This window comes from Virgibacillus sp. Bac330, from assembly GCF_003667845.1.
In the GTDB taxonomy this organism is placed as follows: Bacteria; Bacillota; Bacilli; order Bacillales; family Amphibacillaceae; genus Virgibacillus; species Virgibacillus chiguensis.
Genome location: NZ_CP033048.1, coordinates 3,667,065 through 3,691,952, shown reverse-complemented (window position 1 = coordinate 3,691,952; position 24,888 = coordinate 3,667,065). Strand labels below are relative to the sequence as shown.

The following is a 24,888-nucleotide window of genomic DNA, read 5'->3' as shown; positions in this document are numbered from 1 at the left end:
TATCAAATAAGGAAATATAGGGGCAAATACGCCAAACCAAAACAGAGACTTTGCAAGAAAAATACCATTATTAGGGATTATTCTTACTCGAATATATATGCTGTCGCCATAAGAAAGAGTAGCTTTCAACGCCCTTTATGGTAAGGTTTTGTTCCATCCCACCCACACATCCATTTTTATAGTGCCTCGAGATCGGGCCTGATAGTATAAGAAAACCTACAGCTTCAACATAGAGGATAGCGGGTGACGAGTGGCGTTCTTTACACTATAAGAAAGGTAAAACTACGGCTAACGCGAGAACGACTTGGTGACAAGCCAAGTTTTTCTAAAAACGGAAGAACACCACTACGTCAAATATTGTTTGCACTTCCTTTGCTTTTAGAAGTCATTTCCTTTAAATTTCTGCTGTTAATATATTTTTTACTCCCAAATTAAAGATATGAATAATTTAGGTGGGTTTACAAAAAAATATAATATCTATTGCAACCTATAGTTAAGTCTGATATTATTTACCTTAATGTTATATGGTTATAACATTAATACAATGGAGTAAAGAAGGGAGCAGTTAGTATGGCTTATGATTTATATCCTCAGATTGATATGAAGGGAGGCATTGATCTATACACTGGATATGATGAAATATGGAAAAAAGTAGATGATGCCATAAAACAAAGAAAAGCTAATGTTATTACAATAGAATGTTACCCAGGAACCTTGGAAGAAGAATTGGAGCAGTTAATAAATCAGCTCAAACCAGACCTAATCATTCATGCTGATGAAATCTTTTTATCCAGTGAGGAAATTACTGTTAAAATACAAGATCATTTAACAGACGATCGTGTATTTGGGGTTATGAGCAATCATGCTTTAGCTGATTTTATAGACGGAGAAAAATTTAATAAAACATTGGATAAAATTAATAAAGCTAAAGATAAAAGAATTGTTATTTATGGAGTGGGCGCATCTTTAGTAGCTCCTTCTGATTTATTGCTTTATACAAACTTAGCAAGATGGGAAATTCAATTAAGATATAGAGCTAAGAAAGTTTGTAATTGGAGGGCGAATAACTGGGAGGAGGAAACGCTTCGTAAGGTAAAACGTGCTTACTATTTTGACTGGAGAATTGCGGACAAGTTAAAGAAGAGTCTATTTGATAAAGTTGATTTTATGTTAGATGTTAACGAAGAGAACCAGCCTAAAATGATAGCAGGACATGACTATCAGATGGCTTTGTCACAGGTGGTTCAAAGACCATTTCGCTTAGTTCCTTATTTTGATTCTGGGGTTTGGGGCGGCAAATGGATGCAAGAAAAATTTAATGTAGCAAAAGATAAAATAAATTTAGCTTGGTGCTTCGATTGTGTTCCTGAAGAGAACAGTATATATCTTGGCATAAACGGAGAAAAGTTTGAAATACCCGCTAATGATATCGTTTACCAACGACCAGTTTCGTTACTAGGGGAAAAAGTATATGGAAGGTATGGAACAAGCTTTCCAATTCGATTTGATTATTTGGACACAATGGGTGGCGACAATTTAAGTTTGCAAGTGCATCCAAAGGTGGAATATGCTCAAGAAACATTTGGGCTGCACTATACTCAAGATGAAAGCTATTACATTTTAGAGGCTGAAGATGATGCTGTTATTTATTTAGGTGTAAAAAACGGAGTTGAAAAGCAGTCTCTAGTAGATGCCTTAAAATCATCTCAGGAAGAAGGTAAGCGATTTCCGGATGAAGATTTTATTTATCGTAAAAAAATAAAGAAACATGACCATTACTCTATACCAGCTGGAACAATTCATTGTAGTGGTAAGAATAGTGTTGTTTTAGAAATTAGCTCTACCCCTAATCGTTTTACTTTTAAATTGTGGGATTGGGAGAGAGTGGATTTAGATGGCAAGCCGAGACCAATTCATTTAGAGCATGGGGAGAAAAATATTGATATCTCTAGAGATGAAGACTGGGTTGAGAAGGAAGTCAGTAACCAAGTAGTTAAAGTCGCAGAGGGCGACGGTTGGACAGAAGAAAAAACAGGGCTTCATATAAGAGAACCTATTGAGACAAGACGTCATTGGTTTTCATCAGAAGTGATGCATGAAACACAAGACAGTGTCAATGTCTTAACGCTTGTTGAGGGTGAGGAAATTATTGTTACAAGTGTTAATGCATCATTTGAACCTTTTGTTATTCATTACGGTGAGACATTTATTGTCCCTGAATGTGTGAAGCAGTATAAAATTGCTCCTCATGGTCCAAGTGTGGGAAGAACAGTAGGAACAATAAAAGCGTTTATTAGATGATAATGGTATGAATCTTATCGCTTTTTGTAAGTTTTTTTAGTGACAGCATCTATATGCCTATTCATTTACATGGCCTAGATTATACCAATACGACATATTCAGTAGGAGGTGAAAAAACCTCTTACTGAATGAGGTGGGTTTTGGGTCGTGATTTCGATGGTACGTTGCGTTTCGTCTTATCTATGTTGTGCAAACTAAATGGGCAAAGTGAACGTAAGGTCGGATAGAGAAAAAATAGTCACACTGTATAAGTTGTTGCATATCTTTGTGACACAAAAGACAAGCTATATAAAGAAGTATCAGAAAATAGTTGTAACAATACTGTAACAAAAAACAATAGAAAGCGTTTTAAAATAATGTTATTATAACTTTATAAAGTTATAACAATATGATGAAAGGGGGGTTGAGGTGAAAAGGTCGTTGGTATTCGAATAAAGCGCTACACTTTGTTACACGGCGAATGGAATATAAATATCATTGCTTCCTGTGACAAAAGTAATAATTATCGTAAAAACTTGGATTATGTCTTAACTCTAGACCATAATTTGTAACGTTCTTAATAGTAAAAAAGGAAGTGATTAAGTGATAGGAATATTAGTAACTTCTCATGGGCCTTTTTGCGAGGCTTTAATTAAAACAGGTGAAATGATTACAGGACAACAGGATAATGTCAGTCACATCTCGCTAGACGATAAAGGTGTTAGTGATTTCGCTGCGAGGCTGGAAGAGAAATTAAATGTGATGACTGAAGAATATGATGAGGTCGTTATTTTATGTGATATAAAAGGCGGAACTCCTTGTAATGAAAGCATAAAATATGCGTTAACTTATAAAAATAATCTTGCTATTATAGCAGGAGTAAATTTACCAACCTATTTAGAAATTATAAATGGTACAGGCTTTATGAAAAGCATCTCTGAATTAACAGATTTTGTGAAACAAACTTGCTTCCAAACAATTGAAATTATTGAAATATAGAATGGAGTAGATGAAAATGGCAATTACATTAGTTAGGATTGATGATCGAGTTATACATGGGCAAATAGTAGCTAGATGGTCTAGATTTAAGCCTTGTAATGGAATTTTAATAGTTAATGATAGCATTGCTCAAGACCCGATCCAAAAAAAGATATTTACAAATGCGGCCCCAGCAGAAATTAAAGTTGGCGTATTTACCGTGAATGAAAGTATAGAGAAAATTAAAAAAGCTAGAGAATCAAAAAAGAATTATTTTTTAATTGTTAAAACACCTGTAACATTGCGAGAAATCGTAGAATCAGGTGGTGATTTTGGGACTGATATTAATGTTGGCCCAATTAGTGCATTATCTGGTGGAAAAACAGTAGCCAAAAATGTAACTATATCAGAAGAAGATAAATCGGCTTTTGATTTTTTAGAGAATCATGGAAAGACCATCCAATTTCAGTTAATTCCAGATGAAAAAGCTGTTAAATGGTCGAAAGTTAAACAGAACTTCTAATTTTAAACGGAAGGAAAGATGAATATGGATCTACTATTATTAATACAAGGATTGTTGATAGGTATATTTTGTTATTTGGGATCTGTATCATCTCCTTGGTTAATGGGTGTTACCGGTGGTTATTACGTTGTAGGAAGACCATTAGTAGCAGGTTTGATCATTGGTCTGATTTTAGGAGATGTTACCACCGGAATAATTCTAGGTGTAGCTGTTCAGGCTGCTTTTATAGCAACCATTAGTACAGGAGGTACACAAAATTCAGAAATAACTTATGCGGCATATGGTGGGATAGCCCTTGGTCTTTTATCAAACGCAGATACTGGCGTTGCTGTTACGTTGTCTGTCGGTATTGGAACGCTAGGGTTAATCCTGCACAATTTAATGATGATTGTAAATTCAGTGTGGAATAAAAGAACGGAAAAAGCGGCCGCTGAAGGCAATGCAACCAAGATTATATATAACAACGCCGTATATCCACAATTGTTGAACTTTGTCCTTAGGGTAGTGCCTATAACACTTGCTGTTTATTTTGGACAAGGATTTATAACAAGAGTTTTAGATATTATCCCAAAAGATGTAACTCAAATTATGACCGTGTTGGGTGGACTACTTCCTGCTTTAGGAATAGCTTTATTAATGAATCTGCTTATAAAAGAAAACAAACAATTAATTTTCTTTCTCACAGGATTTGTCATTATCGTTTTCTTTACGGATAGTATGATTGCGCTAACAGTGTTTGGTGTATTAATAGCTTATATCGTTTTTCTTAGCTTAGGTCAATCACAAATTGAAACAGATGATGATGGGGTGATATAAAATGCCGAAATTAGATAAAAAAGATTTAAAAAGAGGTTGGAGAAGCTGGGCTATGTTCCATTTATCTTCTATGAGTTTTGAAAAATTAGAAGCAAATGGTTTTGCACATTCCATGATACCGATTTTAAAGAAATTATATAAAGATGATCCAGAAGCTTATAAGCAAGCTTTGGAACGACATACGGCTTTTTACAATACCGAACCACAAGTAGGAAGTTTAGTGAATGGTGTTGTAGCATCAATTGAAGAAGAAAGGGCTAACGGCAAAGAAGTTAACGATGAGATGATTCATAGTGTCAAAACTGGATTAATGGGGCCAATTGCTGGAATGGGTGATTCGATTATTCAGGGTATTATCATTCCAATATTACTATCTATAGGAATGGGAATTTCGGCTAATGGAAATCCGGTAGGGGTTTTTGTTTACATTCTAGGGTATCTATCTATCATTTTAACCGTATCGTATTTATTATATATGCGTGGTTATAAAATGGGAGTTCAAGCTGTTGATGAATTGTTAGGAGCCAACTCAGAAAGATTAAGAAGCGCATTCACTTTACTGGGTGTCATGGTGGTAGGTGGTTTAGCTGCCTCTTTTGTAAAATTAAATACCATTTTACAAATCCCAAATGGTGAGGAAGTATTAGAATTCCAAAAAACGCTCGATGGATTTTTCCCTAAGTTGTTACCTCTTATTGCCGTTTTGGTTTGCTGGTATTTGATCTCTAAGAGAAAATGGAGTGCAACTAAAGTACTGTTATTTTTAATCGTAGTATCCATTGCTGGTGTGTTATTGAATGTGTTTTAGGTCTTCGGGTTTTAAATGGGGATTCGAATTTCTTTATGTGAAATAGTTGGCTACAACTAGTTCCTTATGTCACTTTATAATGTAGCGATGTACCATGAAAAAGATGAATTAGTCTGTCTGTTATTGGTGAGGACTGCACGCCATTTTTTACCTTTTATACAGTCTCTTATTTGGAAAAAGATTAAAAAAATTGTTGCCTTTAGCTCTCAGTGGATATACACTTCGTTGCTAAAGACGGAAATCTTAACTTCTTCGGCAATAGTAAGTTGCTTACTTTGTACTATAAAAACCATCATGGAAGTTAAGTGTATATCCACTGTTTTATTGCATATACGTAGCTACCTAAGTTGTATTTCTGTTTTGATTTTATATTCTGTTACATATGATCAAAAAAGTGTCCTTTTTCTAATAAACTGTGAGTTTTAAGCATTATGATGTAATTTCACCAAATTTTTATGGAATAAATCGATTTCCCTTGAACTTCCAATAGAGGTATAATTCACGTATAATAAAATTAGTTTACATGTTGGGAGTAAAGGAAGGGAATATATGACAGAGGACAATGTTACACGGATATATTTGAACGATAAGGAATATATTCTAATTGGAACGGCTCATGTTTCTAAACATAGTGCGGAACAAGTAAAAGAAGTAATTGAAGTCGAAAAACCAGATACAGTATGTGTAGAGCTTGATGAACAACGGTATCAATCCATCAAAGATGATAACAAGTGGAAAAACATGGATATATTTAAAGTGATAAAAGAGAAGAAAGCTTCTTTATTGTTAATGAATTTAGCCATCTCATCTTTTCAAAAACGAATGGCAAAGCAGTTTGGTATTAACCCTGGCCAAGAAATGATTCAAGGGATTGATTCTGCACAAGAAGCAAATGCAGAACTTGTGTTAGCAGATCGTAATATACAAATCACCTTTGCAAGAATATGGAATAATATTGGATTAAAAGGAAAAGCGATGTTGTTAACGCAAGTGATTGCGAGCATTTTTAGTAAAGAGACAATTTCTGAGGAAGAATTAGAAAAAATGAAGCAACAAGACACGATTCATACGGTGTTGCAAGAGTTTACAGACACGTTCCCAAAGCTAAAGAAACCGCTTATCGATGAAAGAGATCAATATTTAGCGCAAAAAATTAAAGATGCACCCGGGGAAAAGGTCGTTGCTGTGCTTGGTGCCGCTCATGTACCGGGGATAAAGGAACAAATACAAAAGGATCATAATTTAAATAAACTACGAGAGTTGCCTCCTAAATCAAAACTGCCTAAAATTATCGGTTGGTCGATTCCGATCCTTATTTTGGCAATTATTGCGTATACGTTTTATGCTAATCCACAAGCTGGTTGGGAACAAACAGTAAGCTGGGTCATCTGGAATGGCGGATTATCAGCATTCGGTGCATTGATTGCGTTAGGGCATCCGCTTACTATTTTAACGGCATTACTCGTTGCTCCGATCACTTCTTTAAATCCTTTACTTGCAGCGGGCTGGTTTGCTGGCTTCGTGCAAGCATATGTAAAAAGACCGCATGTTCGTGATTTTGAGAATTTGTCTGAAGATGTATTTACGATTAAAGGGTTTTGGCGTAATAAAGTGACGAGGGTGTTACTGATTGTAGTACTAGCTAATCTCGGTAGCTCTTTAGGTACATTTATTGGCGGCGTTGACGTCATTCGTGTGTTTTTGGAAAATTTATAACGATAGCCCTTACCTAAAAGTACGATTAGCTGCGTTTTCATTAACTAATTCAGTCAATATAGCTAGGTTTATAATAGTGTTCATAATAACCTAACAGTGATTCATGGTGCTGTTAGGTTATTTGCGCTATATAAAAGTTTGAATAGAATGTGAATTATGTAACTAATTAAAGTGTTTCGCAACAAATGTCATCGCTTACATGTGGGTGAAATGTCTTACAATAAAGGTGAGAAAGAAGAAGGGAGAGGGTATTATGAACCGGAAAAATTGGATTGGTATTGGTTTAGCTTTTCTTGTCTTATTCATTATTTTATTATTACCAAACCCTGATTCACTTCCGCTTGTCGGGCAAAGGGTGCTTGCAGTTTTGGCGTTTGCGGTCGTTTTGTGGGTGACAGAAGCAGTGCCTTATCCGGTAAGTGCAGTAATGATTATTAGTTGGTTAGCTGTCTTAGTTGGGTTATCTCCTACCATAGAAGATCCCACCATCATGTACGGGACAAAAGAAGCCTTAGGAATGGCAATTGGAGGTTTTAGCTCAACAGCTGTGGGGCTAGTTGCAGGAGCGCTATTTTTGGCGGCTGCTATGGAGATTACAGGACTACACAAGCGAATTGCGTTGTTTATTATGTCTAAAATAGGTACCAAACCAAGCCGTTTAGTAATAGGAACGATTACTGTAAGCTTTGTACTTGCACTATTTGTTCCAAGTGCGACAGCGCGAGCAGGTACTATTATTCCAATATTATTAGGAATCGTCGCCGCATTTGGTTTAACAAAGCAGAGTAAGCTTGCGGCATTATTAGTTATTACTGCTGTTCAGTCCATTTCCATCTGGAATGTTGGAATTAAAACAGCTGCTGCGCAAAATATGGTAGCGTTAGGATTTATGCAATCGGAATTTGGTATGGATGTAGCTTGGGGGAAATGGTTCATGTATGCTGCTCCATGGTCAATATTAATGTCTGTCATGTTGTTTTTCGTCATGACAAAGCTGATCAAACCAGAAGAAACGAACCTTGCTGGTGGCGATAGCATTCAATCTCAGCTTCAAGCGTTAGGGAAAATGAAGCCAAATGAGTGGCGATTAATATCTATTTCCGTTGCATTGTTGTTCTTATGGTCTACGGAAGGCATCTTTCATCCGCTAGATTCAACTACAGTTACCATTATTGCTGTTGCGATCATGCTACTTCCTAAAGTAGGTATCTTTACGTGGAAAGAAGTGCAAGCAAAGATTCCTTGGGGAACGTTGGTCGTATTCGCAACCGGAATATCACTCGGAATGGTGTTATTAAGCACAGAAGCAGCTACATGGTTATCTTCTAACACATTTGAAGCAATGGGGTTAGCTGGCATGTCAATTGTAGCTATTGTAGCTATCTTAGCATTATTTAATATTCTCATTCATTTAGGATTTGCGAGTGCAACCAGTTTGGCATCTGCGTTAATCCCGATTGTTATTGCACTAGTAACAGGCATGGAATCGACATCATTCAATGGACCTGGACTTGTGCTCATCATGCAATTCGTAATTAGTTTCGGTTTCTTACTTCCTGTGAACGCACCACAAAATATGCTTGCATATGGAACAGAAACCTTTACAACAAAACAATTATTAAAATCTGGTATACCAATAACGGTAATCGGTTATCTTTTCATTATCTTATTTAGTGCAACGTATTGGCAATGGGTCGGATTATTGTAAACAATGGGAAGTGTTTCTGAAGGTGTAACGAATCGGTAAATTTCACCTTGTTCGTGGGAAAGTATAATAGTTGAAAGGTCTGTAGTATAAGAAAACAAAGTCTTTCGCCATAAGACTTTGTTTTCCTGCTAAAATAAACCTCCAACGGAAATTCGATGCGTGCGTAATATGTTTCTCCTCATCTTATGTTGCTTTATTACAGGGTTGTTCTCCTATGATGTAAGCTTATTCTAAGTATGTTGCAATCAAAGCTTGTCGATGTGGCAAGCACTTATACATGGTTAATGGTCGTCCGACATTGCCATAGGCAATATATGATGTAATAACATGTTGCTGTTTCAAAAAAGATAGATATTTACGAATAGAAATTCGTGACATGCCAACTTCATTAGCTAATTGTTCGGTTGAAAATCCATTATCGCCAAAATTTTGCGTACAATCCCATATTTGCGACAGCGTTTCTGGAGCTAACCCTTTTGGTAACGCAGGCTGTTCATTATCTCTTTCAGGCAAATCCCCTCCAAGTAATTGATCTAATTCCGATTGGCTCAGTTGCTTTTTTTCTTTTACGATTCGTTGTTTTTCTTGATAGCTTAAGAGCGCATGCTGAAATCGCTCAAATTGAAAAGGTTTAATAATGTAATCAGACACCCCATTTTGTAAAGCATACTGTATGCTATCCGTATCCGATGCTGCTGAAATGATAATCACATCAATGCCTTTTTCATATTTACGAATATAGCTCAATAATTCAAGCCCTGTTTGTTGCGGCATATAAATATCGAGCAAAATGAGATCTATCGGTTGCTGTTTAATAACGTCCCTCGCTTCAGCTACAGATGCGACCTGCCCTTCAAGGTGAAAACCTTCTATTTGGTTTAAGTATATAGCGTTAATATGAGATACCATAGCATCATCTTCTACGATTAGTACGTTGATCATTGTCATCCCTCACCATTGGTATTGCTAGTGTAATGTTAAATACAGTTCCGTTTCCTGCCCTAGTTGAAACGTTTATCTTGCCTTGAAGTTTTTGCACAGTTTGATATGTAAGAAACAGTCCATAGCCTCGATCCCCTCCTTTCGTGGAAAATTGTTTATCAAAAAGATTGTTGAGATGATTCTTTGCTATTCCTGGTCCATTATCTTCTATTTTAATATGAATGGTTTGATCTTTGGAATAAAGGAAAAGTTTAACGGTTTTATGTTTGCTGTTGGCTGTTAAAACTGCTTCAAAACCATTTTCGATTAAACTTCCTAAAATAGTAATTAATTCATGGACGATTGGTGCAGTAAATTCCTCTTTTAGAAAGCTGCTTTCTTCTAATTCAAAGGTGATATTACTTTCTCTTGCTTTGCTCATTTTTCCGATTAAAAACCCTGCTAATGCTGGATGTTTCAATCGTTGCAAAATATAGCCAACTTCTTCCTCAAATTGATCTACCATACTCGGAATCATCGTTTCTAATTCTTTATATTCTTTTAAATGAAGCATGCCTAAAATAACATGTAACTTGTTCTTGAATTCATGGGATTGCGCTCGTAAAGCCTCTGTATAGTTTTTAATTCCTACCATCTCATCCAATAGTTTCTGCACCTCTGTTTTATCCCGAAAAGTAGCGATGCCGCCTACAATTTTGTCGTCAATATAAATGGGAGAACAGTTTAATAATATTTTTTTTCCGTAAAAGAGGGCTTCTCCATTCTCGGAAGCTATTCCTGTCTGAATGGTCTGTTGTAATGTAGGCATATAATTTCTTACAGGTCGACCGATTAATTCCAATTCTTCTGTTAACGCCATAAGTTTTAATGCTTGTTGGTTAACGCGTGTAATTTCACCAGACTGATTGACTACTAAAATCCCTTCTTTGACAGACTCTAACATCGTGTCACGTTCCTTCGTTAACTGAGCAATTTCTACAGGCTCCATTCCGAACAATATTTTTTTTACGTATTTACTAATGAAGTAGGCGCCAATTACACCGAGCAGAAGTTGGAAAATAGCTCCTAATAGAATCATGCGCTGCCCTTCTTCAATTTGATCTTCCACTTTATCCATTGATAATCCGGCTACAACGACGCCGATTTGTTTGTTTTGTTCATTCTTAATTGGCGTAAACACACGCATACCTAGCCCGAGTGGTCCTTTTTCAATGGAAGTATATTCTTGTCCTCCAAGTGAAGGTTTAGCGTCTTCTCGGTTGTAAAAAGATTTTCCAACTTCAGATGGGATAGGGTGGGATAAGCGAATTAGATTCATATCTAGAACGACCAGAAAACCGATATTTGATAACGCTTTTAATTCATTCGCATATTCCTGAATATTAGCTCGTTGCTTTTCGTTTTGCAAACCCTCTATCACAAGGTCAGACTGTGCAACGAGGCGAGATATAGTGTATAACCTTTGGGAAATCGTATCTTTTGTATTTTCTGTGATATACTTACTAAAAAACCCGTTCATGATAATGACAGACAATGAAACAATGAAAATAATTAACAATGTAATCGAGGTTTGCAGCTTCATGGCTCTGCCTTGTTTGATGGGAGATCGTTTTTTCATTCGTTTTCCCTCGCAGTAAAATGGCTCTTTTCATTATTATATAGGACTTTATATGCAGTGGCACATGAATTGATTTTATCCTCTAAAGTCGGCTTCAGTATGTTGAAGAAAGATAACAGTAGCTAATGCCTTTGTTCGTTGCCTAACAATGAATGTGGAAGAAGAAGGCTCCGTTAATGGAAAGAGTCGATTCAAAGCATAATGAAAGAGACAATATGAGAGGATTACAAATATGTTGACATAGTTGGTAGGGAGGTATTTACATGCCGATAGATAAAGAAACGCAAATTATTGACGATATAATGGAGAAAATTATTACGAAGGCGATGAAGCCTGGGGAAAAGCTCTTATCAGAAAATAAACTTGCAGATCAGTATAACGTGCCGCGCATTACTGCTAGAAATGCATTAACAACATTAGAGGCTCGTGGATATATTTACTCTATACAAGGTAAGGGGCGTTTTTTAAAAGAAACAGCCAAACCAATTCAATTACATTTGACAGGAAACAGCAGTTTTACCGAAAAGATGCAGCGTGCTGGTTATCGATTGACAACGAAAAATATGTATTGCACAAAAATCAGCTACGATAGTAAAGTGTACGACGCGTTACGGGCTAGCAGTGAAGCAGAGATTTATAAAATTGGGCGCGTGCGATTCATTGATGACGAACCAATAGCTATTCATCAATCATACGTTAATCAGCAGCAATTTCCAAACATTGCTCAAGAAGGTCCGCTAATATTATCTATGTTTGCGTACTATCGCAAATTGGGATATGAAGCATTTACAAGTAAGCAGTCTTTATTAAGTATTACGTTTCCAACTTCCTATGAACAAAAATTGTTTTCATGCGGTAGTATGGTACCTCTTATTATACTAGAAACGGATTGCATTGATGTACAAACACAAAAAGTATTGGAATATACGAAAATACTGTATCGTAGTGATAAATTTAAATATGATATTACAATGAATGAAAGTCGGTGAGACATGTTAGAGGTCTTACCGACTTTTTAGTTGTCTAGGAAATTATTAAATTTTGCAGCTGTAGATAAACTTACTAAGTTATCTAGCTACGTCCAGTTCCAGCGCCCAGCAACTAGGCGACTTCACTCCATTGCCCTACGCTAAGTCATCATCGGTTCGCCCTAAATAGGAAGGCCGACTAAAGACGGGCTTGCCGGAGATCGCCGGCACACTCCTGTTGCAGGAGCATGATTCCTAAAACTTTCGTTGCTTCGTTCCACTCGCTAGGGCGCCCCGAGCCTTTGTTCTTTAATTATAGGAAGTTTACAAGGAATTCGTTTGAATTTGTAGAAAAGTCGCTGAAGTTTACAAAAAAGTCGCTGAAGTTCACCGTTTTTTCGCTTGAGTTCACCATTATACCTAGCTCGATGTAAGCACATGTGCGAAATAGTATGCTTTTATTTCAATTTGTTCCCACTCTAACAACTGAACAAGTTTAAGTGGACGACGATAACAGCAGTTAAATCGTCAACAGGTCGTTTATTAAATGGTATTGTTTTGCAATTATAAACCATCCTTTACAAATACTTTACGATATCTTAAAACACAGCAACTTGGCAACAAGTTAATATGAACTTGTAAAGGAGGTTGTCTGAATGAGAAGGCGAAGAAGAACAGAGATTCTTGTGCAAGCAAATCCTAATCTGACAGCAAGTCTGGCGAACGAAATTAAGCAGACGTATACCTACAAGGAAATCGTTTCCCCAAGACATGGATTAACCATGGTGAAAATGCGGGAGAGCGCACAGAAATCCTTATTTTATATAGGTGAGGTACTCGTTACGGAAGCAAAAGTAGAAATTCAAGGGGAGATCGGCATCGGCATAATACAAGGTATGCACGATGAGGTAGCAACTCAATTAGCTATTATTGATGCAGCTTACAATGCACAGTTACCTGAAACGCTGTCTTGGACAGACACTTTAAAAGCAGCTGAAGCAGAAATAAACCGTAAAAGAATAAGACAACAAGCAGAATTAATGGAAACTAAAGTTAACTTTGAAACGATGGATGTTTAACTCAAGAAATTTATAGTATGGACTTTCCCATGGTTCGTATTGGAAGAGCCTCTTTATACAATGAAAAGCACTGGGAGAAGATTTTTTTAACACGATAGGCAAGTATATAATTTTTAATTTGAAAAACGGTGGTTTCTGCCAAAAGAGTTGTAGACAAGATGAAAAATACAGGAGCAATAAAGAATGTAACCTATGGCAAGGAATCGTTGGTTAAAAATATAAGAGCAGGAGAGAGACTATATGCCGATAGATCAAGTTCATGACTTACAAAAGGTGTATCGCAAACTATTAGATCGTATGGCTCGTCCAGGAAAGCTAGCTAATTTACAAGCTTTTCAAGAGAAAGTGGACTATGAGGTAGCGTGTCACGATGCAACGTTACTCATTGCGATGACGTTATTGGATGGAGAAGTGTCATTTCATGTGATTTCTGAGAATAAGCAGCCCGTGGAAGAAAAAATTGCTGCCTATACTTTAGCCAGACATGCATCTATGGAAGAAGCTGATTTTATTATTGTGTTACAGGACGCTACCGAGGCTTCCATTATTGAAGGAATGGCTACTTGTAAAACAGGGAATTTAGTTGATCCACAGTATTCTGCTACATGGGTGATGGAAAGTCAAGCGCCATTGTCTAATCAGCCGCAACTACTATTAACAGGTCCTGGAATTGAGAGGCAAACGGATTTACATACAAGTTTCGTCCCAAGCATTTGGCAAGCTAGGAGTGAAGCGGTGCAAGAGTATCCTTTAGGAATCGATCTTATATTCACGGATGACATCATGCAGATTGCTTGTGTTCCTAGGACAACAACGGTTTCTGTACAGGAGGTGGAGTAGATGGGTTATGTAGCGATCAAAGGTGGAACAAAGGCAATTGAAGCTTCTATTGAAAGGTTAACGTACGATCGTTTACAAGAAAGCGAAGTTATTGAAGTGAAAACGATCATGGCAACCATGCGTGCCCTTGTCGATCAGGTAATGTCGGAAAGTAGCTTGTATTCTCCGTTTCTTGCAGCGCTAGCTATTAAGCAAGCAGAAGGTAGTATGGAAGAGGCTGTATTCATTATGCGCGCACATCGTTCAACATTACCGAGGTTGCATTATAGTAATATTGTAGAATCTGAATCTATGTTGGTAGAACGCCGTATTTCTGCCAGTTTCAAAGATATTCCTGGCGGGCAAATTTTAGGCTCTACGACAGACTACACGCACCGTTTACTGGACTTTTCCTTAGCTTCAGAAACAAAGCTAGAGAATGATCAATGGATGAAAAACTATGTCGATAAACTGGAGCAAGCAGTATCTCCGCAGGACGAAGTATTGTTTTTTCCAAAAGTAGTTGATTATTTACGCCAAGAGGGGTTATTTGGCGGGCATGAATTAGATGATACACCTCCGACAGATATTACAAAAGAAAACTTATCTTTTCCAGCTTCACGTAGTGCTCGATTACAAACATTAACGCGTGGGCAAACAGGTGCCGTGACAGCTCTTGGTTATGCTTCCTTACGTGGGTACGGTCAGGTGCATCCAACGGTCGGTGAAGTTCGTGTTGGCATGCTTCCGATCTATGTCGGGCACCCGAATGAGCCTGAACAGACAGAGGAAGATAGCTATTATATTGGTGAAATCAAAGTTTCCGAAGTCGAATCGTTTGTCCCTGTCTCTGTCAAAAACGAACAAAATGAAGCGGAACTTGATTTTGAAATTGGTTATGGGGTTTGTTACGGACAAAATGAAACAAAAGCAATTGCGATGAGTATTCTTGACCAATGTTTAGAGCACCCTGAAGCGAGTTTCCCGACACATGATGAAGAGTTCGTTCTATTACATATCGATTCGGTAGAAGCAACAGGGTTCATATCGCATTTGAAACTCCCACATTATGTCACTTTCCAATCGAAGCTGGATAGTGTACGTGAGGTTAAAAGAAAGGGAGAGAGTAATGAAGAATAAAACACATTTTGCGTTTTTTGATGAAGGATCAAAGAAGGAAATTCGCCGCACGACGTTAAAAGCAGTCGCAATTCCTGGCTATCAAGTTCCATTTGCGTCAAGAGAAATGCCAATTGCAAGAGGTTGGGGAACAGGTGGATTACAGCTGACGTTATCGTTGATTGGTAAAGAAGATTGTTTAAAAGTAATTGACCAAGGTGCAGATGAGTCAGTGAATGCCGTTAGTATAAAAAAGTTAGTCCAGCAAACAACAGGTGTGGAATTAACCGACCAGACAGAGGACGCTTCCTTAATCCAATCTAGACATCGGATTCCAGAAGTTCCATTAACCGAAGACCAAATTTTAGTATTACAAGTTCCAACGCCAGAACCATTACGTGATGTCGAAGCTAGTGAATATGTAACCAAACGATTGCATGCAGAAGAAGAATATAGCGGCGCGTGGCTCTTATTATTTGAGCAAATTATGAAATACGGTAAAACAGCAACAGGTGCCGATCATCCTGTCTATGTAAATGGACGCTACGTGATGGCGCCAAGTCCCATCCCAAGGTTCGATAATCCGAAAATGCATACATCGAAAGCATTGACCTTGCTCGGTGCAGGGCGGGAAAAGAAAATTTATGCCGTGCCACCATATACCGATGTAGCGTCGCTTGCTTTTGAAGATTATCCGTTTACCGTGGAAACATTTTCAGATCAGGCATGTCATTTATGCGGTGCAAATGATGTGTTCCTTGATGAATTGGTCGATGAAACAACAAGAAAAGCTTATTATCAGTGTAATGATACGAGCTACTGTATAGATAGATTGAACAGCCAAGAGCAAGTGGAGGTGGAACATCATCATGCATGAAGAACCAATATTGCAAGTTCGGAACTTAAATAAACAGTTTGGTAACGGGTGTACCCATTGTCGTAATAAAGTAGATCGACAGTTGGAGAAAAATTATTGTCCTATTTGTGGAACAGTTTATGCATGTCAGGATGTATCTTTGGACTTGTTTCCAGGAGAAATACTTGGCATTGTTGGCGAAAGCGGTAGTGGAAAATCAACCATGATGCAATGCCTTTACTTTGATGCGCCCGTTACTTCTGGGGAAGCTTTTATCTATAACGGCGAATTAAATGGGCAAAATGTCTTTCAATTATCTCCACAGAAGCAACGATATATCCGTAATCATAAATACGGAATGGTTTATCAAAATCCAGTCAATGGGTTGAAGATGAACTTTTCTTCGATTGGAAATATTGCCGAAAAACTGATTGCAGCGGGAAATCGTCATGTCTCATCTATGGAAAGTACAGGAAATAAACTGCTTGAACATGTGCAAATTCCGTTGTTTCGCTCGAAGGAAGAGCCGCAAAACTTTTCTGGAGGAATGCAACAGCGGGTGCAAATAGCAAAAGCATTATCGAATAATCCGCCGATTCTATTTTTAGATGAAGTAACGACAGGGCTTGATTTGTCTGTACAGGCAAATGTGCTTGATTTGATTAAACAGATTCAGAGAGAGTGGGGAATTAGTATGATTGTCGTTTCCCATGATCTGGCTGTTATTCGGATGCTAGCAGATCGAACGATGGTGATGCTGAATGGTTCCGTCATCGAAGAAGGGTTAACGGATCAAATCTTAGAAGATCCACAACATGCTTATACGCAACGTTTAGTTTACTCGTTATTATAGGAGGTCACCTATTGTGTATGTCATTCATAATGGAAACGTCATTACCGAAGAAACAATCTTGGAAAATTATGCCGTCGTGGTAGAAGGGGATACAATTCAAGCGATCGTTCCTGAAGCAGAAATTGATAACTACGCCCATGCTGAAAAAATAAATGCCAATGGGGGTTTTATTTCTCCAGGATTTATTGATATTCATTCGGATTATATTGAAACTCTTGCTTCGCCAAGGCCGACAAGTGTGATGGATTTTAATATTAGTTTAAGAGAAGCAGAGAAGATTTTGGTTGGGCATGGTATTACAACGATGTTCCACTCGCTATCGTTTTATCGAGAAGATGCGTTTGACCATAAACCTATCCGTCAGCCTGAAAATGTCCAACGTATGGTAGATGCCATTGCAAACACGCATCATGAGCTACATTTAATTCGTCATCGCCTACATGCGCGGTTTGAAATTGACAATATTTTGGAAGTCGATCGGTTAATCCGCAATATGGAAGCAGATAAGGTCCACTTGCTATCGTTTATGGATCATACACCTGGGCAAGGGCAATACCGTGATTTAGAAGTGTATAGGGAAACATTACAAGGCTATCGTAATTTATCTAACGAGGCTGTACAAACTATTATTCAAGAACGACAAAACGTCGAGTGTATGACCATTGAACGTATGCAGGAGGTTGCTGAGTTAGCTATATCCAAAGGGATAGCCGTGGCTTCACATGATGATGATAATGTGGATAAGCTGCACCTTGTGCAATCATTTGGCACAACGATTAGCGAATTTCCAATTACGATGGAAATTGCGAAAAAGGCGAAGGAACTGGGACTGAAGACAATAGCTGGTGCTCCTAACGTATTACTTGGCGGTTCACATTCCGGCAATTTGTCAGCTGCTGAAGCAATTAAAGAAGATTGTATTGATATTTTATGCAGCGATTATTACCCGGCGGCCTTACTGCACGCTATCTTTTCTTTAAGTGAAAACGACGGAAATGATTTGCATGACATGTTTATGAAAGTCACGTTGAATCCTGCTAAAGCTGTACGAATGGATGATGAAATTGGTTCCATTAAACCGGGTAAAAAAGCAGATATGCTAGTGATTGAACGAATGGATGATGGCTATCCTATGTTAACAGCGACGATGGTAAACGGCGCCTTAATCACGACGACAAATTATCGAATGAATTAATGTAAAGGAGGCTCTTGGTAATGACATTGCTGCAAGTAAAAGATTTTGGCAAACGATTTACAATTCATCACTTGGGAAAAATGAGGCAAGCAGTGGAGCATATTCAGTTTTCATTGGAGCAGGGAGAGTTTCTTGGGATTGTTGGTAAAAGTGGTAGTGGTAAATCAACGATCTTAAAAAGCATCTATCGTACTTACCGTCCCGATGAGGGAAGTATGATTTATCATTCTGCGCGCTATGGGTTCATTGATTTAACGGATGCAACAGAGCGAGAAATTCTTTACTTACGTAAGCATGAAATCGGCTATGTGTCGCAATTTTTAAATGTAATGCCACGGACAACATCGCGGGAGCTTGTGGAGAAAGCATTGTTGGAAATGGGAGCAACAGAACAGGCAGCTAAAATAGAAGCAGAAAAGGCGTTAACGCATTTTGAGCTAGATCCAAAACTTTGGGACCATTATCCAAATACATTTTCTGGGGGAGAAAAGCTACGGTTAAATATTGCCATGGCAACGGTGAAGAAGCCTCGCCTGTTATTACTTGATGAGCCGACAGCGAGTTTGGATCAGCAATCGAAAATAAAAGTACGTGAAATCATTGAAAAGTTGAAAGCAAGTGGCACGACATTAGTTGGTATTTTTCACGACATCGAATTTATGGATGGCTTATGTGATCATGTGTTTGATATGCAATTCAGCCAAGATAAATTTGTGAAAGAAGGCGTTATTAATGAAAGCTGACCTGCATGTGCATAGCACGTATTCCGATGGCTCGGATCACGTAGAAAGGGTGTTGGAGCGGGCAGCGAAAAATGGCGTTTCGCAAATGAGCTTTGTGGATCACGATAGCATTGATGGTTTAAACGAAAAACAAGCTTTAGGGAAAGCATATGGCATTGAAGTCATTCCCGGAATTGAAATCTCAGCCTATGATTTTAAACGAGATCGTAAAGTGCATATCCTTGGCTATAATTATTACCGAGATGCCAAGAACATAGAGGCACTCTGTAAAACGGTGCGCAATAGAAGGCAGGCGCATACGCTTTGGCAAATCGAGCAAATAAATCAACAAGCTTATCCAATTGATTCACAAACCATCATCGAAATGGCACGACCAAGTAGAACGATTTACAAGCAGCATGTGATGCAGCAAATTACATCAGCCGCATACGAATCGGATCTTTATCAAGCACTATACCGCAAACTTTTTAAAGGGGAAGGTCCAGCATCTGGTGATATCGAATATGTAGACGCATTTCTTGCTGTAGAAGCAGTTGTAGCTGATGGTGGTATCGCTGTTGTTGCCCACCCTGGACAACTCGATTCTTATGAGCTTATTCCCGAACTTGTCGAAGTTGGCTTGGGCGGTATTGAACGCAATCACCCTGATCACACAGCAGAAGACCATCAACGGGTTGAGGATTTAGCTCACACCTATGATTTGATTATGACTGGTGGGACGGACTACCATGGTAGTTTTGGCATGCCAATAGAAGTAGGGGAAATTACAAGTCCTTCTTTTCTGAGTCGTACGTTAATAGATTGACCTTCCTCAAAAAGAGCTAGCAATGACCCATATGTTTGGCGGTTTGTTTTAAACGAAAAAGAAAGGCTGACTTATGAGTCTTTATGACGAGGCAGCCGTTTATCCCGGATATAAGGTGCTGTAAGCCTTCCACTTCAAGAATTGGAGATGTGAGCGCTGAACAAGTGTAAGTGGAAGTAACAGAATCTAAATTATCCATTCATTCAGAGGCTTTTAGCTCGTGCTAAACAACAGTGGGGAAGGAAGTCTCGCTGATTAATAATGTACTTTATCTTATAATGTAAACAATGTTAATTTATTAAATTTCATGTAAATATATTGTAAATATAAACTCTATTCAATTATTTTATGTTTTAATAGTAAGGAAAAGATGGCAAGCTACCCATAGGGAGACGTGCAAACGAAAACGAAAAATTGCTTTATCAACTAATCTATGAATATGAAGGAGCGTTAACATGAAAAAGACGTTAACTAGATTTGGTGTTTTGCTTTTATTAGCTGTATTTGCTGTAGGTTGTTCGGAAGGAAACGCTAGTTCGGAAGAGGAAAAAGCAGAAGTAGATGATGTGATTGATGTTGTATGGTATCCAAATGAGTCGGGAGAAGATTTGAAATCCTCTCGTGATGAAATTGGCAAAGTAATTGCTGATGCTACTGGAAAAGAAGTAGAGCACCACTTAACAACAGATTATGCGATTGCAATTGAGACGTTAGTGAATAATAACGCAGATGTAGCATTCATGGGTGCACAAGGTTATATTGAAGCGAATGAAAATAACGATGCAGTGCAGCCTATCGTCGTTCCAACTGGTCCTTCTGGTACGTTAGACGATGCTGTTTATCATAGCTGGTTAGCTGTCAATGTGGATGATCAAGAAAATTATAAACAAGATGGTGAATATTCTCTAGATACGATAGCAGATAAGAAATTTTCTTTCGTTTCTAACAGCTCCACTTCTGGTTTTAAAGTACCGTCAGCTGGTATTCTTTCCCACTTCACAGAGCAAGAGGAGTACAAAGATTTAACCGAAGAAGATTTAATGGAAGGTGGCCCTCTATTCTCACAAGTACTGTTTGGTAACTCCCACCAAGGTTCAGCGGTAAATTTATTAGATGGAAATGCCGATGTAGCAGCGTTTTGTGATACATGTGTAGAAAACTATGTAGAAGTAGCTGAAGGAGAAGAAAATGAAGTTGGCTCTATTTATAAAGTGAAAGACGACGCAGAACAACCTTTTAATAAAGTAGCAGGAAAAGAATTTACGTTAATGAGTGTAACACCAGTGCTTAATGCGCCATTTGCCGCAAATATGGATACATTAGGTGAAGAAGATTTTAAAAAGCTTCAAGAAGCATTGACCTCCGATGAAGTTGCGAGTAATGAAGGTATTTTTGTTCCAGAAGACGCTGAGCAATCGGCATTATTCTTTAAAACAGATAAAGAACGCTTTGCACCAGCAGAAGATGATTGGTTTGACCCTATTCGTGAACTTCAATAAACAAGTTTTCAATTAAGTGGGGGGGAAATTATCCCCCGCTGATTGTTAGTACCAAGGGCATAACTTAACAAACTATTATAAAAAAAGAAGTTGTGATGCTGTTACCTTACTTGTACGCATTTTTGCACAATAGGAAAATTTTTGGTTTTCGTATAAGAGCGCAATATAGGTGTAAGACGTGATGATAAATTTAGTTTTTCTAAATATGTTTAGCCAAAAGAAGCGGAGGGATTCTCTGCTCACATTATAGGGGGGAGCCTATTCATGGCACTTTTACAAATTGCAAGGCTAAGTAAGTCGTACGATAACGAGACGAAGGTATTAAAAGATATTTCTTTTTCCGTAAAGGCTGGAGAATTTGTTTCTATTATCGGTCCATCTGGTGCAGGGAAATCTACTTTATTACGCTGTGTGAATCAGATGGTACCTATTAGTAGCGGGGAAGTGATCTTTGATAACGCCCCTGTGACACAATTGAAAAAACGTGCACTACGCCAATTGCGTACAAACATTGGCATGGTGTTTCAACATTATAATTTAGTTCCACGTTTAACAGTAATTGAAAATGTGCTGCATGGACGCTTAGGCTATAAGACGACTTTGCAAGGCATCATGAGCCGTTTTACAGAAAAAGAAAAAGAGCAAGCTTTTTATCTACTTCGCAAGCTTGGCATTGAAGAACATGCTTATAAGCGTTGTGATCAGTTAAGTGGAGGACAGCAGCAACGAGTTGGCATTGCCCGTGCATTGATTCAAGGTCCGAAACTTGTTCTTTGTGATGAGCCGATTGCGTCACTTGATCCAAACTCTTCGAAAATTATTATGGAACATTTAAAGTCAATTACTTCCGAGCTAGGCATTACTTGTCTTGTCAATTTGCATCAAGTGGAAGTCGCACAACAATATTCAGATCGCATTATCGGTTTAAATCAGGGAGAAGTTGTATTTGATGGAACCAATTATCAGCTGACCGAGGAGAAAACGAATCGTATTTATGGAACGGAAATGCGAGAATTAATAACAGTGTGAGGGGAAATGGTCGTGAGTGAAAAGGTAATGCAAAAACGAAAATGGCAAATGACGATAGCATTAACCCTTATTATTGCCATTACGTATTTATCTGCAGCAATAACGAAATTTAATTTCATAGATGGATTAGTAGCTTTTCCAGAAGCAATTGGTTGGATGTTTTCGAATCTACTTATAACGCAAGAATCGTTAGAGAAGCTACCGACTATTTTAGATAAGCTTGTGGAGACCATTTTCATGTCAATTGCAGCAACGACAACGGCTGCAGTTGTTTCCATTTTCCTTGGTATTATGGGATCAAAAACAACGAGCATCAATGGCTTTTTAAGTACATTTGCCCGGTTTATTGCTTCCGTATCTCGTAATATACCTGTTGTTGCTTGGGCGCTTATTTTATTACTTTCCTTTGGTCAAAATTCATTAACGGGGTATTTAGCGTTATTTGTAGGAACAGTTGGCTTTTTAACGAGAGCTTTTATTGAGTCCATTGATGAAGCAAGCCATAGTGCGGTGGAGGCTTTAACAGCTACAGGTGCCACTTATTTTCATATTGTAAATAAAGCCGTCATCCCACAAAGCTTACCGCAAATGATTAGTTGGATATTATTTATGATTGAAACGAATATTCGTAGCGCCACCTTAGTAGGTATTTTAACAGGGACAGGTATTGGCTATACATTTGATATGTATTATAAATCGATGAATTACAATGTCGTTGCTCTCGTTACCTTTAGCATTGTAATCGCCGTAATTATCATTGAGTTGATGTCAAACTATATACGGAAGGTGATTATGTAATGGAAACAGTAGCGAACCCTACGTATATAAAGCGAAAGAGAAATGGACGTATTTCTATTAAAGCTGGAAGTAAATCGGAACGCGTTATCCGTCTGACAATGATGTTGCTTTTTGTTTTAACCGTTACTGCATTTCTGTTTTTTGATTACACAGGGTTGGAGTTATGGACCGCCATTGTAGAAACGGGACAAAACTTAAAAGTGATGTTTTTTGAACCAGCGCTAAATCATTTTACCTGGGCAGAAGCGTTTTATCAAGTTGGGGTTACCCTTGGTCTTGCTGTTTTGTCTACGATTATTGGTGCTTTTATTGCGTTCTTTTTAGCGCTTATGGCTGCAACTAATTTATCAAAGGAATGGGTGACGAAGGTTGTTCGTGTTATTGTCGCTTTTATTCGAGCGGTTCCAACTGTATTATGGGTACTTATTTTTGCCATTGCTGCTGGACTCGGAAGTGAAGCTGCCGTTTTAGGAATGTTGTTTCATTCCATTGCGTATCTTGTAAAAGCTTTTTCAGAGGCGTTTGAAGAAGTGGATAAAGGTATTCTAGAAGCATTAAGAGCGACAGGTTCAAGCTGGTGGCATGTTGTAATACACGGTATTATGCCTTCCACGTTTACATATATATTATCTTGGACTTTCCTCCGTTTTGAAATCAATTTTGCTGTCGCAGTTGCTATGGGAGCTGCTGCCGGAGCTGGCGGTATTGGCTTTGAATTATTTATGGCTTCAGGATTCTATTTTGATCTTAGCGAAGTGGGATTCATTACGTACGCTATCCTGATCATTGCGATTATTTTAGAAGTGTTTTCCACCCAATTAAAAAATCGCTATTTTCCATCTAGCGTACGGAATTAGACGTCTTAACCGACGGAGCTCTTGCGTCGGTTTTTACTTGTCTTTTTTGAACATTATTATTGAAATAATAAACATATTTATAATGGAGGCAATTAGAGCAGATGTACCTATGAAGGCAAGATTCATTCCGCTAAAACCACCTTCCTTAAAGCTAACAAATAGTAAAATCATACTAAGTAAGCTACAAATAATAGGAAGAACTATTTTTTTATCTTTAAGCAACATACTTAATACATATATAATACAGCCATGTATTAGCGTTAGAACTATAAACTCATCGACTCCTTCCATTATTTACCCCCCTATATCATAATCTCTGTATCTATAATATGTAGTAACAGGAATTTGGAATTTAACCTATTATAACCCAGAAAAGATATCTATTGAAATGCATCTGCTACATATTTTATGCTATATATATATAGGGAAACTAAAATGAATGGGGAGCTTATTTCATATCCGTGTTTAGATGCCATTTTCTAACTATATAGTTCTGAATATTCCGTTATTAACATTCGTGTTGCTTCACTAGAACAAGACGATTGTACGCCGAAGCCAGAAACACATGCCATATTTTTTGGGGGGAAGATATCATGCTGAATGAAAAGGAATATAAGATACAAGGTGAAAATCAACTACTACAAGCTATAAATTCATTGCATGTAGAATGGCAACTGCCTTCCGATGAGTAAACGATCTGTTAACAAATAGGTGGAGGTTAGCCATCTTGCTAAAAAATGCGTTCAAATAGATTGTAAACTTTAGGAGATCATGGAACCATTTTGGAAATCAATGAAACACAAGCTGAGTTGTTCTTCTCGAACAGTTAAAGAAAGTGTGTTCTACTACACAGCATGAGCTAACTTACGCTTCCTTACA

At 37.9% G+C, this 24,888-nt stretch carries 23 protein-coding genes; 20 read left to right on the top strand and 3 right to left on the bottom strand.

Annotated features, from left to right (window positions below; translation table 11 throughout):
- Nucleotides 1-570: 570 nt before the first annotated feature.
- From D9780_RS17130 to D9780_RS17100, 7 genes are all read left to right on the top strand, one after another.
- Nucleotides 571-2,301, top strand: a complete 1,731-nt coding sequence (locus D9780_RS17130; RefSeq protein WP_121640955.1) for a class I mannose-6-phosphate isomerase — start codon at nucleotides 571-573, stop codon at nucleotides 2,299-2,301.
- A 582-nt stretch (nucleotides 2,302-2,883) separates the two neighbouring features.
- The gene (locus D9780_RS17125) at nucleotides 2,884-3,279 is read left to right on the top strand and encodes a PTS sugar transporter subunit IIA (RefSeq protein ID WP_073008136.1); all 396 of its coding nucleotides are present in this window, start codon (nucleotides 2,884-2,886) and stop codon (nucleotides 3,277-3,279) included.
- Between the two features lie 16 nt (nucleotides 3,280-3,295).
- Nucleotides 3,296-3,781 carry a PTS sugar transporter subunit IIB gene (locus tag D9780_RS17120; protein ID WP_073008133.1) on the top strand — a complete coding sequence of 162 codons (486 nt, stop codon included), beginning with the start codon at nucleotides 3,296-3,298 and terminating at the stop codon, nucleotides 3,779-3,781.
- 24 nt (nucleotides 3,782-3,805) lie between these two features.
- Nucleotides 3,806-4,597, top strand: a complete 792-nt coding sequence (locus tag D9780_RS17115) for a PTS mannose/fructose/sorbose/N-acetylgalactosamine transporter subunit IIC (protein WP_073008130.1) — start codon at nucleotides 3,806-3,808, stop codon at nucleotides 4,595-4,597.
- 1 nt (nucleotide 4,598) lies between these two features.
- Nucleotides 4,599-5,405: a PTS system mannose/fructose/sorbose family transporter subunit IID gene (locus D9780_RS17110; protein ID WP_121640954.1), complete on the top strand. Its 807-nt coding sequence runs from the start codon at nucleotides 4,599-4,601 to the stop codon at nucleotides 5,403-5,405.
- A gap of 549 nt (nucleotides 5,406-5,954) precedes the next feature.
- Nucleotides 5,955-7,121: a TraB/GumN family protein gene (locus tag D9780_RS17105; protein ID WP_121640952.1), complete on the top strand. Its 1,167-nt coding sequence runs from the start codon at nucleotides 5,955-5,957 to the stop codon at nucleotides 7,119-7,121.
- Nucleotides 7,122-7,374: 253 nt separating this feature from the next.
- Nucleotides 7,375-8,829 carry a DASS family sodium-coupled anion symporter gene (locus D9780_RS17100; protein ID WP_073008121.1) on the top strand — a complete coding sequence of 485 codons (1,455 nt, stop codon included), beginning with the start codon at nucleotides 7,375-7,377 and terminating at the stop codon, nucleotides 8,827-8,829.
- 225 nt (nucleotides 8,830-9,054) lie between these two features.
- Here the strand turns inward: D9780_RS17100 and D9780_RS17095 are convergent, their stop codons facing one another.
- Both D9780_RS17095 and dcuS read right to left on the bottom strand, forming a co-directional pair.
- Entirely contained in the window at nucleotides 9,055-9,771 is a 717-nt protein-coding gene (locus D9780_RS17095) for a response regulator (protein ID WP_073008101.1), read from the bottom strand.
- Nucleotides 9,743-11,389, bottom strand: coding sequence for a DcuS/MalK family sensor histidine kinase (dcuS, locus tag D9780_RS17090; RefSeq protein ID WP_121640948.1), 1,647 nt, complete (start codon nucleotides 11,387-11,389; stop codon nucleotides 9,743-9,745). Before dcuS ends, D9780_RS17095 begins: the two co-directional genes overlap by 29 nt.
- Before the next feature lie 263 nt (nucleotides 11,390-11,652).
- On the opposite strand from dcuS, the gene D9780_RS17085 reads away from it, so the two are divergent.
- From D9780_RS17085 to D9780_RS17025, 13 genes are all read left to right on the top strand, one after another.
- A complete protein-coding gene (locus D9780_RS17085; protein ID WP_121640947.1) occupies nucleotides 11,653-12,378 on the top strand; it encodes a GntR family transcriptional regulator in 726 nt (241 codons plus the stop codon).
- Between the two features lie 635 nt (nucleotides 12,379-13,013).
- Complete coding sequence (gene phnG, locus D9780_RS17080; protein WP_121640946.1) at nucleotides 13,014-13,436, top strand: phosphonate C-P lyase system protein PhnG; 423 nt, start codon at nucleotides 13,014-13,016, stop codon at nucleotides 13,434-13,436.
- A gap of 240 nt (nucleotides 13,437-13,676) precedes the next feature.
- A complete protein-coding gene (phnH, locus tag D9780_RS17075) occupies nucleotides 13,677-14,276 on the top strand; it encodes a phosphonate C-P lyase system protein PhnH (protein WP_121640945.1) in 600 nt (199 codons plus the stop codon).
- Nucleotides 14,277-15,395 (top strand): carbon-phosphorus lyase complex subunit PhnI, encoded by a 1,119-nt coding sequence (locus D9780_RS17070; protein WP_121640944.1) that lies wholly within the window; start codon nucleotides 14,277-14,279, stop codon nucleotides 15,393-15,395. It begins immediately after the preceding gene.
- Nucleotides 15,385-16,251: an alpha-D-ribose 1-methylphosphonate 5-phosphate C-P-lyase PhnJ gene (locus D9780_RS17065; protein ID WP_121640943.1), complete on the top strand. Its 867-nt coding sequence runs from the start codon at nucleotides 15,385-15,387 to the stop codon at nucleotides 16,249-16,251. The genes D9780_RS17070 and D9780_RS17065 overlap by 11 nt, the downstream gene beginning before the upstream one ends.
- Complete coding sequence (locus D9780_RS17060) at nucleotides 16,244-17,083, top strand: ATP-binding cassette domain-containing protein (protein WP_077702176.1); 840 nt, start codon at nucleotides 16,244-16,246, stop codon at nucleotides 17,081-17,083. Before D9780_RS17065 ends, D9780_RS17060 begins: the two co-directional genes overlap by 8 nt.
- 13 nt (nucleotides 17,084-17,096) lie before the next feature.
- Nucleotides 17,097-18,278, top strand: a complete 1,182-nt coding sequence (gene phnM, locus D9780_RS17055; protein WP_121640942.1) for a phosphonate metabolism protein PhnM — start codon at nucleotides 17,097-17,099, stop codon at nucleotides 18,276-18,278.
- A 20-nt stretch (nucleotides 18,279-18,298) separates the two neighbouring features.
- Complete coding sequence (gene phnL, locus D9780_RS17050) at nucleotides 18,299-19,021, top strand: phosphonate C-P lyase system protein PhnL (RefSeq protein ID WP_121640941.1); 723 nt, start codon at nucleotides 18,299-18,301, stop codon at nucleotides 19,019-19,021.
- Nucleotides 19,011-19,826 carry a PHP domain-containing protein gene (locus D9780_RS17045; RefSeq protein ID WP_121640939.1) on the top strand — a complete coding sequence of 272 codons (816 nt, stop codon included), beginning with the start codon at nucleotides 19,011-19,013 and terminating at the stop codon, nucleotides 19,824-19,826. The genes phnL and D9780_RS17045 overlap by 11 nt, the downstream gene beginning before the upstream one ends.
- Nucleotides 19,827-20,281: 455 nt before the next feature.
- Nucleotides 20,282-21,325, top strand: a complete 1,044-nt coding sequence (locus tag D9780_RS17040) for a PhnD/SsuA/transferrin family substrate-binding protein (RefSeq protein ID WP_121640937.1) — start codon at nucleotides 20,282-20,284, stop codon at nucleotides 21,323-21,325.
- Nucleotides 21,326-21,589: 264 nt separating this feature from the next.
- Nucleotides 21,590-22,354, top strand: coding sequence for a phosphonate ABC transporter ATP-binding protein (phnC, locus tag D9780_RS17035; RefSeq protein WP_121640935.1), 765 nt, complete (start codon nucleotides 21,590-21,592; stop codon nucleotides 22,352-22,354).
- A gap of 12 nt (nucleotides 22,355-22,366) precedes the next feature.
- Nucleotides 22,367-23,152: a phosphonate ABC transporter, permease protein PhnE gene (gene phnE / locus D9780_RS17030; protein ID WP_121640933.1), complete on the top strand. Its 786-nt coding sequence runs from the start codon at nucleotides 22,367-22,369 to the stop codon at nucleotides 23,150-23,152.
- Nucleotides 23,152-24,009, top strand: coding sequence for a PhnE/PtxC family ABC transporter permease (locus tag D9780_RS17025; protein ID WP_121640932.1), 858 nt, complete (start codon nucleotides 23,152-23,154; stop codon nucleotides 24,007-24,009). Before phnE ends, D9780_RS17025 begins: the two co-directional genes overlap by 1 nt.
- A gap of 33 nt (nucleotides 24,010-24,042) precedes the next feature.
- On the opposite strand, the gene D9780_RS17020 is transcribed toward D9780_RS17025, so the two are convergent.
- Nucleotides 24,043-24,300 (bottom strand): YesK family protein, encoded by a 258-nt coding sequence (locus D9780_RS17020; protein ID WP_121640930.1) that lies wholly within the window; start codon nucleotides 24,298-24,300, stop codon nucleotides 24,043-24,045.
- Nucleotides 24,301-24,888: the final 588 nt, after the last annotated feature.